General features: G+C 57.9%; 13 protein-coding genes. All 13 read left to right on the top strand.

The features are described 5' to 3' along the window. The first annotated feature begins 205 nt into the window (after window positions 1-205). On the top strand, window positions 206-592 hold the full coding sequence (gene rplL, locus G7K71_RS16615) for a 50S ribosomal protein L7/L12 (protein WP_013824072.1): 387 nt from the start codon (window positions 206-208) through the stop codon (window positions 590-592). A 641-nt stretch (window positions 593-1,233) separates the two neighbouring features. After that, entirely contained in the window at window positions 1,234-4,689 is a 3,456-nt protein-coding gene (gene rpoB / locus G7K71_RS16610) for a DNA-directed RNA polymerase subunit beta (protein ID WP_166348853.1), read from the top strand. 127 nt (window positions 4,690-4,816) lie between these two features. Continuing rightward, window positions 4,817-8,326, top strand: a complete 3,510-nt coding sequence (rpoC, locus tag G7K71_RS16605) for a DNA-directed RNA polymerase subunit beta' (RefSeq protein WP_166348850.1) — start codon at window positions 4,817-4,819, stop codon at window positions 8,324-8,326. Between the two features lie 44 nt (window positions 8,327-8,370). Next, window positions 8,371-8,622 carry a ribosomal L7Ae/L30e/S12e/Gadd45 family protein gene (locus G7K71_RS16600; RefSeq protein WP_041282996.1) on the top strand — a complete coding sequence of 84 codons (252 nt, stop codon included), beginning with the start codon at window positions 8,371-8,373 and terminating at the stop codon, window positions 8,620-8,622. 64 nt (window positions 8,623-8,686) lie between these two features. Continuing rightward, entirely contained in the window at window positions 8,687-9,061 is a 375-nt protein-coding gene (gene rpsL, locus G7K71_RS16595) for a 30S ribosomal protein S12 (protein ID WP_013824068.1), read from the top strand. A 77-nt stretch (window positions 9,062-9,138) separates the two neighbouring features. Continuing rightward, window positions 9,139-9,609: a 30S ribosomal protein S7 gene (gene rpsG / locus G7K71_RS16590; protein WP_013824067.1), complete on the top strand. Its 471-nt coding sequence runs from the start codon at window positions 9,139-9,141 to the stop codon at window positions 9,607-9,609. A gap of 12 nt (window positions 9,610-9,621) precedes the next feature. Further along, complete coding sequence (fusA, locus tag G7K71_RS16585) at window positions 9,622-11,697, top strand: elongation factor G (RefSeq protein ID WP_166348847.1); 2,076 nt, start codon at window positions 9,622-9,624, stop codon at window positions 11,695-11,697. A 60-nt stretch (window positions 11,698-11,757) separates the two neighbouring features. Next, on the top strand, window positions 11,758-12,960 hold the full coding sequence (gene tuf, locus G7K71_RS16580; protein WP_166348844.1) for an elongation factor Tu: 1,203 nt from the start codon (window positions 11,758-11,760) through the stop codon (window positions 12,958-12,960). Window positions 12,961-13,075: 115 nt separating this feature from the next. After that, window positions 13,076-13,384, top strand: coding sequence for a 30S ribosomal protein S10 (rpsJ, locus tag G7K71_RS16575; RefSeq protein ID WP_013824064.1), 309 nt, complete (start codon window positions 13,076-13,078; stop codon window positions 13,382-13,384). A 15-nt stretch (window positions 13,385-13,399) separates the two neighbouring features. Further along, window positions 13,400-14,029, top strand: coding sequence for a 50S ribosomal protein L3 (rplC, locus tag G7K71_RS16570; RefSeq protein ID WP_013824063.1), 630 nt, complete (start codon window positions 13,400-13,402; stop codon window positions 14,027-14,029). 29 nt (window positions 14,030-14,058) lie between these two features. After that, a complete protein-coding gene (rplD, locus tag G7K71_RS16565; RefSeq protein ID WP_013824062.1) occupies window positions 14,059-14,685 on the top strand; it encodes a 50S ribosomal protein L4 in 627 nt (208 codons plus the stop codon). Next, window positions 14,682-14,969, top strand: coding sequence for a 50S ribosomal protein L23 (gene rplW, locus G7K71_RS16560; protein WP_013824061.1), 288 nt, complete (start codon window positions 14,682-14,684; stop codon window positions 14,967-14,969). The genes rplD and rplW overlap by 4 nt, the downstream gene beginning before the upstream one ends. Window positions 14,970-15,023: 54 nt before the next feature. Beyond that, window positions 15,024-15,848 carry a 50S ribosomal protein L2 gene (gene rplB / locus G7K71_RS16555; protein WP_166348841.1) on the top strand — a complete coding sequence of 275 codons (825 nt, stop codon included), beginning with the start codon at window positions 15,024-15,026 and terminating at the stop codon, window positions 15,846-15,848. Window positions 15,849-15,867: the final 19 nt, after the last annotated feature.

The following is a 15,867-nucleotide window of genomic DNA, read 5'->3' as shown; positions in this document are numbered from 1 at the left end:
ATGACCCTGCTTCTGAGTAACGGTGCCCCACCCGCCCCCATTATGCTGAACGAAGGAATGTAAGGGCATTGACCCCGGGAGACATGATAGGGTAAGCAGGGGGCGAACAGGTGGGTTAGACCACCCAAGATAAATTTTAAAAATGGCAGATTGAGTAAGCTTTTTAAAGTATCAATGAAAAATATTGAGATAGGAGGTAAAAGTAATGTCCAAGGTAAATGAAATTCTCGAAGCCGTAAAAAGCCTGACCGTATTAGAGCTGGCTGAACTGGTGAAAAAATTTGAAGAGGAGTTTGGCGTGAGCGCTGCTGCGCCCGTGGCCGTGGCCGCCGCCCCGGTAGCTGCGGGTCCTGCAGCCGCCCCGGCAGCCGAGGAAGAACAAACTGAATTTGACGTCATTCTGACCGCCGTGGGCGACAAGAAAATCAACGTGATCAAAGTGGTGCGGGAGATCACCGGCCTGGGCTTGAAAGAAGCCAAGGAAGTGGTGGATAACGTTCCCAAGCCCATTAAGGAAAAGGTCAGCAAGGAAGAGGCCGAGTCCATCAAGGCCAAGCTGGAAGAGCAGGGCGCTACGGTGGAAATCAAGTAAATGCCGTTCCGGCAGCACCGCGGGCCACACTGCATGGTCAGTGTGGCCCGCTCCGCTGTCCGAATCCTCCCCGCATTTTTATTAAGGCCGTGTAAAATTTAGTTAGTGCTCATAACGCATCAACGCAACTAAAAGAGGATAAAATGGCCGCCGATAAAATGGCCGCCGTTTTGCACGAAGCGAGCGACCTTGAGCCGAGCAAGTGCCAAACTTAGCGAGACCGAGGGTGGAGGCGGGGCCGAGGGCATGGATGCCCGAGGCCGGCCCCTGAGGCATGGATGCCGAATGGGCCGGGAACCCCGCCGGAGCCCGAGGTCGAGCGTTAGTTTGGCCTGCGAGGCGAACGGAGCGAGCGCGTGCAAAACGGCAGGCGAGTACAGAGTTACCTATTGAATCTTGATACGAACTTTTACCAATTAGCCCTTGACAATCCTGTGGGAATGTGCTATTATTCCTAAACGTCCATATATATGCATGGACCGGGAGCCGTCTTTATACGTATACGTATGAATGATCGCTTTTGCGGAAATAATATCCTGGCATAGCTTTTTTATGATTTCGTAGGAAAGCGAGGTTTTCGAGGTTCTCTGGAAAACCTTGCTTTTCGTTGTTTTTTAATTTTGGGGGGTGTGAGGCTCTCAATGGTTACTGCAAACGCCGGGATCAGAACCAGGTGGAATTTCGGCAAGCTCCGGGAAGTTTTGGATTTGCCCAACCTGATTGAAGTGCAGCGCAACTCCTACGACTGGTTTTTGCGGGAGGGTTTGCGCGAGGTATTCCAGGATGTTTCGCCCATCCAGGACTTTACCGGCAATCTGGTCCTTGAGTTCCTGGACTATACCCTTGGTGAACCCAAGTACTCCGTCGAAGAGTGCAAAGAGCGGGACGTCACCTACGCGGCGCCCTTAAGGGTAAAGGTGCGCCTGATAAATAAAGAGACGGGAGAGGTCAAAGAGCAGGAAGTCTTCATGGGCGACTTCCCCCTCATGACCGAGAAAGGCACCTTTATCATCAACGGCGCTGAGCGGGTGATTGTCAGCCAGCTGGTGCGTTCCCCCGGGGTTTACTTTGCCGAGCAGCTCGATCCCAGCGGCAAGAAAATCTACACGGCCACCATTATCCCCAACCGGGGGGCATGGCTGGAATTTGAAACCGATGTCAACGACCATGTCTTCGTACGCGTTGACCGCACCCGCAAGATTCCAGTTACCGTCCTGGTGCGTGCCCTGGGTTACGGGTCCAATGTGATGATCGTCGATCTGTTTGACGGCAATAAATATATCCAGGAAACCCTGACCAGGGACAACACCGATTCCGAAGAGGAAGCCCTGGTGGAAATCTACAAGCGGCTGCGGCCCGGTGAACCCCCCACGGTGGAGAGCGCCCGCTCGCTGCTCCACTCGCTGTTCTTTGATCCCAAGCGCTACGACCTGGCCAATGTGGGCCGTTATAAAATATGGAAGAAGTTAAAGCATGATGTGCTCTACCGTTTTAAAGATGACGGTCAGGGACCAACGGAGTGGGACCGTTACCTGAACCGGGAGGTGCCCAAAAACCGCGAATTTATCCGGGAGCTGACCCCCGAGGATATTATTGCCACCGTTAAATACCTGCTTCGTTTAATGGATGGGGAAGGCCAGGTGGATGACATCGACCACCTGGGCAACCGGCGCCTGCGTTCGGTGGGGGAGCTCCTGCAAAACCAGTTCCGCATAGGTCTGTCCCGCATGGAACGGGTGGTGCGGGAAAGGATGACCATCCAGGACGTGGATGTCATCACCCCCCAGGTGTTGATCAACATCCGGCCGGTGGTGGCGGCCATCAAGGAGTTTTTTGGCTCCAGCCAGCTTTCCCAGTTCATGGACCAGACGAACCCCCTGGCCGAGCTGACCCACAAGCGGCGCCTTTCGGCCCTTGGGCCGGGTGGATTGAGCCGGGAGAGGGCGGGCTTCGAGGTGCGGGACGTGCACCATTCCCACTACGGCCGCATGTGTCCCATAGAGACCCCGGAAGGTCCCAACATCGGTCTGATCGGCTCTTTGTCCTGCTATGCCCGGATCAACCACTTTGGTTTTATTGAAACGCCCTACCGCAGGGTAAACAAGGAAGAGCGGCGGGTTACCGACGAGATCGTCTACCTCACGGCCGACGAGGAAGAGGATCTGGTCATTGCCCAGGCCAACGTGCCCCTGGATGAAAATGGCTATTTTCTGGCGGAGCGGGTGAATGCCCGCCACGGCCATGAGATTCTGGTGGTGCCCACGGACAAGGTCGACTACATGGACGTTTCGCCCAAGCAGGTCTTCAGCGTGGCCACCTCCCTGATTCCCTTCCTGGAGCACGACGACGCAAACCGGGCGCTGATGGGTGCCAACATGCAGCGCCAGGCCGTACCGTTGATTAAAGCTCAGGCCCCCCTGGTGGGTACAGGGCTGGAGTACAAGGCCGCCCGGGATTCCGGGGTGGTGGTCATCGCCAGAAACAGCGGCGTGGTGGAGCGGGTAACGGCCAACGAGATCGTGATCCGTACCGACAACGGCACCCTGGATACTTACAAGCTGATCAAGTTTGCCCGTTCCAACCAGGGTACCTGCATCAATCAAAAGCCCATTGTGAACAAGGGTGACCGGGTTGAAGCCGGGCAGGTAATTGCCGACGGGCCTTCCACCGATCACGGGGAGCTGGCCCTGGGCCGCAACGTGCTGGTGGCCTTCATGCCCTGGGAAGGTTACAACTACGAGGACGCCATCCTGGTGAGCGAAAAGCTGGTCAAGGAAGACTACTTTACTTCCATTCACATAGAAGAATATGAGTGCGACGCCCGGGATACCAAGCTCGGTCCCGAGGAAATCACCAGGGATATTCCCAACGTGGGCGAGGAGATCTTAAAAGACCTGGACGAGCGGGGAATTATCCGGGTGGGAGCGGAAGTGCGCCCCGGGGATATTTTGGTGGGCAAGGTTACGCCAAAGGGGGAAACCGAGCTCACCGCCGAGGAGCGATTGTTGCGGGCCATCTTTGGCGAAAAGGCCCGGGAAGTGCGGGACACTTCTTTAAGGGTGCCCCACGGCGAGTCCGGTAAAGTAGTGGATGTCAAAGTATTTTCCCGGGAAAAGGGCGACGAACTTCCCCCCGGGGTTAACCAGCTGGTCAGAGTGTATGTGGCCCAGAAGCGCAAGATTTCCGAGGGCGATAAAATGGCGGGCCGCCACGGGAACAAGGGAGTTATTGCCCGGATCCTGCCGGAGGAGGACATGCCCTTCCTTCCCGACGGCACGCCCGTGGAGATCGTACTGAACCCCCTGGGTGTACCCTCCCGGATGAACCTGGGCCAGGTGCTGGAAACCCACCTGGGCTGGGCGGCCAAGGTGCTGGGCTACCATGTCTCTACACCGGTGTTTAACGGGGCTACGGAAGAAGATATATTGGAATTTTTGGAAAGAGCGGGCCTTCCCAGGGACGGTAAAATAACCCTTTACGACGGGCGTACGGGAGAGCCCTTCGACAACCCCATTACCGTGGGCTACCTCTATATGTTAAAACTGGCCCACCTGGTGGACGACAAAATTCACGCCCGTTCCACCGGCCCTTATTCCCTGGTTACCCAGCAGCCCCTGGGCGGTAAGGCTCAGTTCGGCGGCCAGCGCTTCGGCGAAATGGAGGTTTGGGCCCTGGAGGCCTACGGTGCGGCCTACACCCTGCAGGAGATCCTCACGGTCAAATCCGACGATGTGGTGGGCCGGGTCAAGACCTACGAGGCCATTGTCAAGGGGGAAAATGTACCCGAACCGGGTGTTCCCGAGTCCTTCAAGGTTTTGATCAAGGAACTGCAGAGCCTGGCGCTGGACGTGAAGGTTCTTTCGGAGGACGACGAGGAGATCGAGATCAAGGAAGTGGAGGAGGACATGCAGGAAACGGCCCGGGATCTTGGTCTCGATATTCACGCCGAGGAGCCGCCGCGGGAAAAGGGTTATGATTCCGATTCGGAAGCCGAGGAAGAAGGGGAGGAATATGAAGAGGATGATTACCCGGTTGATTTGCCCGATGACGTCCTGGATCTGGATGATGAGGACACGGAACCGGATCGTTACCAGTGATTGCTATACGTATTGCCGCATCCATGTTGCCGCATCCATGTCATAACAGATTTACACGGCTGCCCCGGGGCGGTTTTGTGGCCGCAATAGAACCGGCGATATTCTTGAGCGAAGGGAGAGGGGTCCTTTGCTGGATTTAAACAACTTTGACCGCATCCGCATTGGTCTGGCATCTTCGGACATGATCCGCCAGTGGTCCAGCGGCGAGGTAAAAAAGCCGGAAACAATTAACTACCGGACACTGAAGCCGGAGCGGGACGGTCTTTTTTGCGAGCGCATTTTCGGTCCTACCAGGGACTGGGAGTGCCATTGCGGCAAATACAAGCGGGTACGCTACAAGGGCGTGGTTTGCGATCGCTGTGGCGTGGAGGTTACGCGCTCGAAGGTACGCCGGGAACGCCTGGGGCATATTGAACTGGCCGCCCCCGTGTCCCACGTCTGGTATTTTAAAGGCATTCCCAGCCGCATGGGGCTGCTCCTGGACATGTCGCCCCGCGCGCTGGAAAAAGTCCTTTACTTTGTTTCATATATTGTCATAGATCCCGGCAACACTCCCCTGATTAAAAAACAGCTGCTTACGGAAACGGAATACCGGGAGTACCGGGAGAAATACGGCAATGCCTTTAAGGCCGGGATGGGTGCCGAGGCGATCAAGGAGCTCCTGGCCGAAATCGATCTGGATGAAATGAGCCGGGAGCTGCGCCAGGAGCTCAAGGAGGTCAGCGGTCAGCGCCGGGTGAGGGCCATTCGCCGCCTGGAAGTGGTGGAAGCTTTCCGCAAATCCGGCAACCGGCCCGAGTGGATGATCCTGGATGTCATCCCGGTGATTCCCCCGGAACTGCGCCCCATGGTCCAGCTTGACGGGGGCCGCTTTGCCACCTCGGATTTAAATGACCTGTACCGGCGGGTCATCAACCGCAACAACCGGTTGAAGCGCCTCCTGGATCTGGGGGCTCCCGATATTATCGTCCGGAACGAAAAGCGCATGCTCCAGGAAGCGGTGGATGCCCTCATTGACAACGGCCGCCGGGGGCGCCCCGTTACCGGCCCGGGCAACCGGCCCTTGAAGTCCTTAAGCGATATGCTCAAGGGCAAGCAGGGACGTTTCCGCCAGAACCTCCTGGGCAAGCGGGTGGACTACTCCGGCCGTTCGGTGATTGTGGTCGGCCCCACCTTGAAGCTGCACCAGTGCGGCCTGCCCAAGGAAATGGCCCTGGAGCTGTTCAAGCCCTTTGTGATGAAGCAACTGGTGAACAAGGGCTATGCCCATAACATCAAGAGCGCCAAGCGCATGGTGGAGCGGGTGCGTCCGGAAGTTTGGGACGTCCTGGAAGAGGTGATCAAGGAGCACCCGGTGCTTTTGAACCGGGCTCCCACACTCCACCGGCTCGGCATTCAGGCTTTTGAGCCCGTCCTGGTGGAGGGCCGGGCCATCCAGATCCACCCCATGGTCTGCACCGCCTATAACGCCGACTTTGACGGCGACCAGATGGCCGTGCACGTGCCCCTGTCGGCCGAGGCCCAGGCCGAAGCCCGTTTGCTCATGCTTTCGGCCCATAACATCTTAAACCCCAAGGACGGCCGTCCCGTGGCCATTCCCACACAGGATATGGTCCTGGGCTGCTACTACCTGACCATGGAAAAACCCGGTGCTCCCGGTGAGGGGAAGGTCTTCAAGGATTACGAGGAAGCCATCATGGCCTATTATAACGGAGCCGTGAGCCTGCAGGCCCGGGTTCAGGTGCGCCAGCCCAACGGGGAGCGGCTGGAAACCACCGTGGGCAGGATCATTTTCAATGAAGTGGTCCCCGATGAACTGGGTTATTTAAACACTGTGATGGACAAGAAGAGCCTGGTGCAGCTGGTGGACGACTGTTACCGCAAGCTGGGGTATTCAGCCACGGCCAGCATGCTGGACGGCATTAAAAAACTCGGTTTCCATTTTGCGACCAGGGCCGGGATTACCATCAGCACTTCCGATATCATTATCCCCCCGGAGAAAAAGGAGATCCTGGCGGACGCGGAAAAGCAGGTGGAAACGGTGGAAACCCAGTACCGCCGGGGGTTGATCACCGAGGAGGAGCGCTACCGCAAGATCATCACCATCTGGAACGAGGCTACCGACAAGGTAACCAAAGCCCTTTTGAATATCCTGGATAAATTCAATCCCGTGTACATGATGGCCAATTCCGGGGCCCGGGGTAACATCCAGCAGATTCGCCAGCTGGCCGGTATGCGGGGACTCATGGCCGACCCCTCGGGCCGGATCATCCCCGTGCCCATTAAAGCCAACTTCCGGGAAGGGCTGGCCGTGCTGGAATACTTTATTTCCACCCACGGTGCCCGCAAGGGCCTGGCCGATACCGCCCTGCGCACCGCCGACTCCGGCTACCTGACCCGGCGCCTGGTGGACGTGGCCCAGGATGTCATCGTCCGGGAGAAGGACTGCGGCACCAACGAAGGCATTCTGGTGCAGGAAATCAAGGACGGTACGGAAGTAATTGAAAAGCTGGAAGACCGTCTGGTGGGGCGGGTGGCCTTGAACGATATCCTCCATCCCGGGACCGGGGAAGTGCTGGTGCGGGCAGAAGAAGAGATCGACGAGGAAAAGGCCAGGGCCATCGTTAACGCCGGCATTAAGGAAGTATGGATTCGTTCGGTGATTACCTGTAAAACCCGTTACGGTGTGTGCGTGAAGTGCTACGGCCGCAACCTGGCCACCGGCCGCATGGTGGACATCGGCGAGGCCGTGGGTATTATCGCGGCCCAGTCCATTGGCGAGCCGGGCACCCAGTTGACCATGCGCACCTTCCACACCGGCGGCGTGGCCGGGGACGACATCACCCAGGGTCTGCCCAGGGTGGAGGAACTCTTTGAGGCCCGGCGCCCCAAAGGGCAGGCGGTCATTGCCGAAGCCGACGGTGTGGTGGACGTGCGGGAGGTCAAGGGACGCAGGGAGGTGGAGATCACCACCGACAGCGGTGAAAAATACACCTACCAGATTCCTTACGGCGCCCGGCTCAAGGTCAGTGCCGGGGACCGGGTGGCTGCCGGAGATGAGCTGACCGAGGGTTCCATCAACCCCCATGACCTTTTAAAGATCAAGGGGCTGCACGGCGTCTATACCTACCTGCTGCATGAGGTGCAGCGGGTTTACCGCCTGCAGGGTGTGGATATCAACGACAAGCATATCGAAGTGATGATCCGCCAGATGCTGCGCAAGGTCAGGGTGGAGGACCCCGGGGATACGGACCTGCTTCCCGGCGGGGTGATCGACAAGTTTGAGCTGGAGGACGAAAACCGCCGGATCCGGGAACAGGGCGGCAGGGAAGCCGTGGCGCGGCCGGTGCTCCTGGGGATAACCAAGGCCTCCCTGGCCACCGATTCGTTCCTCTCGGCTGCTTCCTTCCAGGAAACCACCCGGGTGTTGACCGAGGCAGCCATTAAAGGTAAAGTGGATCCCCTGATCGGGTTGAAGGAAAACGTGATCATCGGCAAGCTGGTGCCTGCAGGTACGGGCATGAGCCGCTACCGCAATATTCAGCTGGTGGAAGCCGGGGCCGAAGACCAGCAGGAAGCGCTCGAGACTGCAGGTACCGCACCTGCTAACGAAAATATTGACAACGTTCGTGACTGATGTTAAGATATGAGAGTGTCTGGATTTCTCTGGGGGGAGAGCTCATGCCCTTGGCCCGGTTGTCCAATGCCCGCAAGAAGATGGTGGGTTCCAAGCAGACCATGAAGGCCATTAATCGAGGGCAGGCAAAAGTAGTTTACGTGGCCATGAACGCGGAGCGGCATATCATTGATCCCATTATCCAGGCCTGTCGCGCCAAAGACATACCCCTGGTTGAGGTGGATTCCATGTCCCAACTGGGCAAAGCCTGCCACATCGAAGTGGGTTGTGCCTCGGCGGCGGTTATCGAAGATTAACCGCCGCTTCAACAGGGGTGGCCGTGGTTATGTCCGATAATCTGGAGGAAGGAGGTGTAGCAGCATGCCGACCATCAGCCAGCTGGTCCGCAAGGGCCGGGAGAAGGTGACCCAAAAGTCCTCAGCCCCCGCGCTCAAGGGAAGCCCGCAAAAGCGGGGAGTATGCACCAGGGTTTACACCACAACCCCGAAGAAGCCTAACTCCGCCCTGCGCAAGGTGGCGCGGGTAAGGCTTACCAACGGGATCGAGGTAACCTCCTATATTCCGGGGATCGGGCATAATCTACAGGAACACTCGGTGGTATTAGTGCGGGGCGGCCGGGTGAAGGACCTGCCCGGTGTCCGCTACCATATTATCAGGGGTGCCCTGGATTGTGCCGGTGTGCAGAACCGCAACCGGGGCCGTTCCAAGTATGGCGCCAAGCGCCCGAAGAAATGATTAACCGCCGGCTGGTTGGGCCGGTAGTTTTAAGTTTGGCAGGAAAGGTTATACTTCCGGTTAAAGGGGGGTAGAAAATGCCCAGGAGAGGCGCAGTAGCCAAGCGAGATGTGCCGCCGGACCCCATCTACAACAGCAAGGTGGTCACCAAGCTGATCAACCAGGTTATGCTCAAAGGCAAGAAGAGCATAGCCGAACGCATATGTTACAAGGCCTTTGAGATCATCCGGGAGAAAACCGGCAAGGACCCGCTTGAGGTTTTTGAGCAGGCCATGAAAAATGTTATGCCCGTGCTGGAGGTAAAGGCCCGCCGGGTAGGGGGTGCCAACTACCAGGTGCCCGTGGAAGTCCGGCCCGAGCGGCGGCAGACCCTGGGTATCCGCTGGATCACCCAGTATGCCCGGCAACGCGGCGGCAAAAGCATGGAAGAAAAGCTGGCCGCGGAAATTATGGATGCCGCCAATAATACAGGTGGGGCGGTGAAAAAGAAGGAAGACACCCACAAAATGGCGGAAGCCAACAAGGCCTTTGCCCATTACCGGTGGTAAGGGGGTGAAAATATGGCACGGCAATTTCCACTGGAAAGAACACGCAACATCGGTATAATGGCCCACATTGATGCCGGCAAGACCACCACCACCGAACGGATTCTTTTTTATACCGGCCGTGTGCACAAAATGGGTGAAGTTCATGACGGGGCTGCCACCATGGACTGGATGGTGCAGGAGCAGGAACGGGGCATTACCATTACCTCCGCTGCCACCAGCTGTCAGTGGCGGGATCATTGTATTAACATTATCGACACGCCTGGGCACGTGGACTTTACTGTGGAAGTAGAACGCTCCCTGCGGGTGCTTGATGGGGCCGTGGCCATCTTCTGTTCCGTGGGCGGCGTGGAGCCCCAGTCGGAGACCGTGTGGCGCCAGGCCGACAAGTACGGTGTACCGCGGATTGCTTACATTAATAAGATGGACCGGGTCGGCGCGGATTTCTTCCGCAGCATGTCCATGATCCGGGAACGGCTGGGAGCCAACCCGGTGGCCATCCAGCTCCCCATAGGCGCCGAGGACAGCTTTGCCGGTGTGGTAGATCTGATTCGTAACAAGGCCATTATTTATGTTGATGATCTGGGCACGCGCAGCAAGGAGACGGCCATCCCGGAGGAAATGCGTGAACTGGTGGCCGAATACCGGGAAAAGCTTTTGGAAGCAGTGGCCGAGTCCGATGAGGAATTGATGATCAAGTATCTGGAAGGCGAAGAACTGGATGAAGAGGAGATCAAGCGGGGCATCCGCAAAGCCACTCTGGCGGTGAAGATGATCCCGGTGCTGTGCGGCTCCTCCTTCAAAAACAAAGGTGTACAGCCCCTTCTGGATGCCATTGTCGACTTCCTTCCGGCACCGACGGACATACCGGCCATCCGAGGTCTCAACCCCGAAACCGGGGTGGAGGATAAGCGGGTGGCCAGGGACGATGAACCATTTTCGGCCCTGGCCTTTAAGATCATGGCCGATCCTTATGTGGGTAAACTGACCTTTTTCCGGGTATACTCGGGTAAGGTAACTTCTGGCTCGTATGTTTATAACTCCACCAAAAACCGGCGGGAACGCATCGGGCGCATCTTGCGCATGCATGCCAACCACCGGGAGGAAATAGATGAGGCTTATGCCGGGGACATTGTGGCCGCGGTGGGCTTGAAGGAAACCACCACGGGGGATACCCTGTGCGATGAAAAACACCCCATCGTCCTGGAGTCCATGGATTTCCCCGAGCCGGTGATTTCCGTGGCCATCGAGCCCAAGACCAAGGCCGACCAGGACAAAATGGGCGTGGCTCTCTCCAAGCTGGCCGAAGAGGACCCCACCTTCAGGATGCATACCGATCCGGAAACGGGCCAGACCATTATTTCCGGCATGGGCGAGCTGCACCTGGAGATTATCGTCGACCGCCTGATGCGGGAGTTCAAGGTCGAGGCCAATGTGGGACGCCCCCAGGTGGCCTACAAGGAGACCATCAGGGAAAAGGTCAAGGCCGAAGGTAAGTTCATCCGGCAGACCGGCGGCCGCGGCCAGTACGGCCATGTGGTTCTGGAAATCGAGCCTCTGGAGCGGGGCGCCGGTTACGAGTTTGTCAGCAAGATTGTCGGCGGTGTGGTGCCCAAGGAATACATCCCGGCCATCGATGCCGGCGTCAAGGAAGCCATGGAAAACGGTGTCCTGGCCGGGTACCCGGTAGTGGACGTACGGGTAACCCTGGTGGACGGCTCCTACCATGAAGTGGACTCCTCGGAAATGGCCTTTAAGATTGCCGGTTCCATCGCCTTCAAAAACGGGGCGCAAAAGGCCAAACCGGTGCTGCTGGAACCGGTTATGAAGGTGGAAGTGGTGGTCATGGAGGAGTACATGGGGGATGTCATTGGGGACCTTAACGCCCGTCGCGGACGGATTGAAGAGATGGAGCGGCGGGGTAATGCCCAGGTGATCCATGCCTATGTCCCCCTGGCCGAGATGTTCGGCTACGCCACGGATCTGCGTTCGCGCACCCAGGGGCGGGGTACCTATACCATGCAGTTCAGTCATTACGAGGAGGTACCTCCGTCAATGGCTGAAGCAATTATTGCCCGGCGGCGGGGATAAAGGCCGCACCCACATTTGCTGCCTACAAAACTATATGCTGGATAAGGAGGATCTAATGTCATGGCCAAGGCCAAATTTGAGCGGACGAAACCCCACGTAAACGTAGGGACCATTGGACACGTTGACCACGGGAAGACCACTTTGACGGCAGCCATCACCACGGTGCTGGCCACGGTGGGCAGGGCGCAGGTGAAGAAATACGAAGAGATCGACAACGCTCCGGAAGAGCGGGAGCGGGGGATTACCATTAACACGGCCCACGTGGAATACGAGACGGAAAAGAGGCACTATGCCCACGTGGACTGTCCGGGCCACGCGGACTACGTGAAGAACATGATCACGGGTGCGGCCCAGATGGACGGTGCGATTCTGGTAGTATCGGCGGCGGACGGTCCCATGCCCCAGACGCGGGAGCACATATTGCTGGCCCGGCAGGTGGGTGTGCCCTACATTGTGGTGTACATGAACAAGGCGGACATGGTGGACGACGCGGAACTTCTGGAACTGGTGGAGATGGAAGTGCGGGAACTTCTGTCCACCTACGAATTTCCCGGGGACGACGTGCCGGTGATCACCGGTTCGGCGTTAAAGGCACTGGAATGCGGCTGCGGGAAGCGGGAGTGCGAATGGTGCAAATCGATCTGGGAACTGATGGACGCGGTGGACGAATACATTCCGACGCCGCAGCGTGACATTGACAAGCCCTTCCTGATGCCCATAGAAGACGTGTTCAGCATCACCGGTCGCGGCACGGTGGTGACGGGGCGTGTAGAGCGGGGCACAGTGAAGGTGGGCGACGAAGTAGAGATAGTGGGACTGATGGAAAAGCCGAAGAAGACGGTGGTCACGGGAGTGGAGATGTTCCGGAAGATCCTGGACCGTGGGGAAGCCGGGGACAACATTGGATGTCTGCTGCGGGGTATCGACCGTAAGGAAGTGGAGCGGGGGATGGTGCTGGCGAAGCCCGGGAGCATCAAGCCGCACACCCACTTCAGCGCGGAAGTATACGTGCTGACGAAGGAAGAAGGTGGGCGGCACACGCCGTTCTTTAACGGGTACCGGCCGCAGTTTTATTTCCGGACGACGGACGTGACGGGAACGATAACGCTGCCTGAAGGTGTGGAGATGGTGATGCCCGGGGACAACGTTCGGCTGGAGATCAAGCTGATCACCCCCATTGCCATTGAAGAAGGGCTGCGCTTCGCCATCCGGGAAGGTGGCCGTACCGTCGGGGCCGGCGTGGTCACTTCGATTATCGAGTAGCCGGCTGGAACGAGAAGTGGGAAGTGGAAAGTGGGGCCAGTAATGGAAAGCATCCCACATCCCACTTCTCATATTTACGAAAACCTCTTTGCCGGGTTTGAAAGGAGGTAGACCCTTGAAAAAGCAAAAGATTCGCATCCGGTTGAAGGCCTACGATCACCACATGCTGGATCAGTCGGCCCAGAAGATTGTGGAGACCGCCCGGCGCACCGGCGCCCAGGTAGCCGGCCCTATTCCTCTGCCCACGGAGAAAAATATTTACACCATTTTGCGTTCACCCCACGTCAACAAGGACTCGCGGGAGCAGTTTGAGATACGGACGCACAAGCGCTTGATTGATATCCTGGAACCCACGCCTAAAACCGTGGACGCCTTAATGCGCCTGGATCTGCCTGCCGGGGTGGACATTGAAATCAAGCTTTAGGAGGTGCTAAGGACCATGCCCAAGGGCATCCTCGGCCGTAAAGTCGGCATGACCCAGATTTTCAATGATGCCGGGCAGGCCATTCCCGTTACAGTTATCGAAGCCGGTCCCTGCATAGTGGTGCAAAAGAAAACCCCCGAGCGGGACGGATACAGTGCGATCCAGCTGGGTTTTGGCGAAAAGCCCGAGCGTTTGGTCAACAAACCCTTAAAAGGGCATTTTGCTAAAGCCGGCGTGCGGCCTTTGCGTTTTTTGCGGGAATTGCGCGTGGAAAATGTGGAAGATTACCAGGTGGGGCAGGAAATTAAGGCCGATGTCTTTGCCGCCGGTGAAAGGGTGGATGTGGTCGGTACATCCAGGGGCCGTGGTTTTGCAGGCGGCATTAAACGCCACGGCTTTCACCGGGGACCCATGGCCCACGGTTCCAAATACCACCGGCGGCCCGGCTCCCTGGGAGCGAAAGGACCGGCCCGGGTTTTCAAAGGAAGAAAGTTGCCCGGACATTACGGTGTGGAGCGGGTAACGGTGCAAAACCTGGAAGTAGTGCGGGTGGACCCCGAGAGAAATCTTCTGGCCGTGAAAGGATCTGTCCCTGGCCCCCGCGGAGGTCTTTTGCTGGTTAAGGAAACCGTTAAGGCCCGCTAGTAACCAGGCACCGGAAGGAGGAAAGCGTTATGCCTACAGTTGCCGTTTACAATATCAACGGGGACCAGGTGGGCGAAATCCATTTGCGGGACGATGTATTCGGCGTTCCCGTGCATATGTCCGTGCTGCACGATGCCGTAGTCTGGCAGCTGGCCGGGCGCCGTCTGGGAACCCATGATACCAAGACCCGTGCCGAGGTTCGGGGCGGCGGACGCAAACCCTGGCGCCAGAAAGGTACCGGCCGTGCCCGTCACGGCAGCATCCGTTCCCCCCTCTGGCGGAAGGGCGGCATAGTCTTTGGTCCCCATCCCCGGGACTACAGTTACCGGTTGCCCCGTAAGGTGCGGCGTCTGGCCATGAAGTCCGCCCTGTCGGCCAAGGTGCAGGACGGCAAAATTGTGGTTCTGGAAGACCTGAAGCTGGAACAGCCCCGTACCAAGGATATGGTGCGCATTTTGGGGAACCTCAAGGTAAATGACAAGGCCCTGGTGGTTACTGCCGACCGGGAGGAAAACGTGATCAAGTCGGCCCGGAATATCCCCGGTATTAAACCCATGGCTGCCGATGGTCTTAATGTGTACGACCTGTTGGCCCATAATACGCTGGTCATAACGAAGGACGCGGTGGCCAGGGTCCAGGAGGTGCTGGCCCGGTGAAAAACCCCCGGGATATTTTAAAGCGGCCGGTAATTACGGAGAAGAGCATGTCCCTGCTGGCCGACAACAAGTACACTTTTATCGTCGATCCCCATGCCAATAAGGTGGAAATCAAGAGAGCGGTAGAAGAACTGTTCAAGGTGAAAGTGGAAAAGGTAAACACCATGCGGGTTAAAGGGAAAACAAAACGGGTGCGGAATGTCGTTGGTCGCCGCCCCGACGTCAAGAAAGCCATCGTCACCCTGCGGAAAGGGGATAAGATCGAACTCTTTGAGGGTGTGTAAAGCTTCCCTCCCCCCATTCGGGTGGGCGGTTTATTCTGGAAGGAGGGAAACCAGTTGGGTATAAAAAAGTTCAAGCCGACATCTCCCGGGCGGCGGTTTGTCACCGTATCGACCTTTGATGAAATCACCAAAACCGAACCGGAAAAATCCCTGCTGGCGCCGCTGAGGAAAAAGGCCGGCCGCAATTTCCAGGGCAGGATTACCGTGAGGCACCGGGGCGGCGGCCACAAGCGCATGTACCGGATCATTGACTTCAAGCGGGATAAGGACGGCATCCCGGCCAAAGTGGCCAGCATTGAATACGATCCCAACCGTTCGGCCCGTATTGCCCTGTTGCACTATGCCGACGGGGAAAAGCGCTACATCCTGGCTCCCGTGGGGCTGGAAGTGGGCATGACGGTGGTATCGGGTCCCGACGCCGACATCAAGGTGGGCAACGCGCTGCCCCTGCGGAATATCCCGGTGGGTACCCTGGTGCACAACCTGGAGCTGTATCCGGGCGGCGGCGGCCAGCTGGTGCGCTCGGCGGGTGCGGCGGCCCAGGTTATGGCCAAGGAAGGCAAGTATGCCCACATTCGCATGCCTTCGGGCGAAATGCGGCTGCTTCTTCTGGACTGCCGGGCCACCATCGGCCAGGTGGGCAATGTGGAGCATGAAAACATCACCATCGGTAAAGCCGGCCGCTCGCGCTGGCTGGGCATCAGGCCGACCGTGCGCGGTGTGGTCATGAACCCGGTGGATCACCCCCACGGCGGCGGTGAAGGCCGTTCCCCCATTGGCCGTAACCCGGTTACTCCCTGGGGCAAGCCGGCCCTGGGCGCCCGTACGCGCAGGAAAAAGCCCAGCGATCGCCTGATCATCAAGAGAAGGGCGAAGTAGCAGCCGGAAGGAGGTAGGT

The organism is Desulfofundulus sp. TPOSR, assembly GCF_011393055.1.
Lineage (GTDB): Bacteria > Bacillota > Desulfotomaculia > Desulfotomaculales > Desulfovirgulaceae > Desulfofundulus > Desulfofundulus kuznetsovii.
The sequence above is the reverse complement of the archived record's forward strand: the minus strand, read 5'-3'. Positions and strand labels throughout refer to the sequence as shown.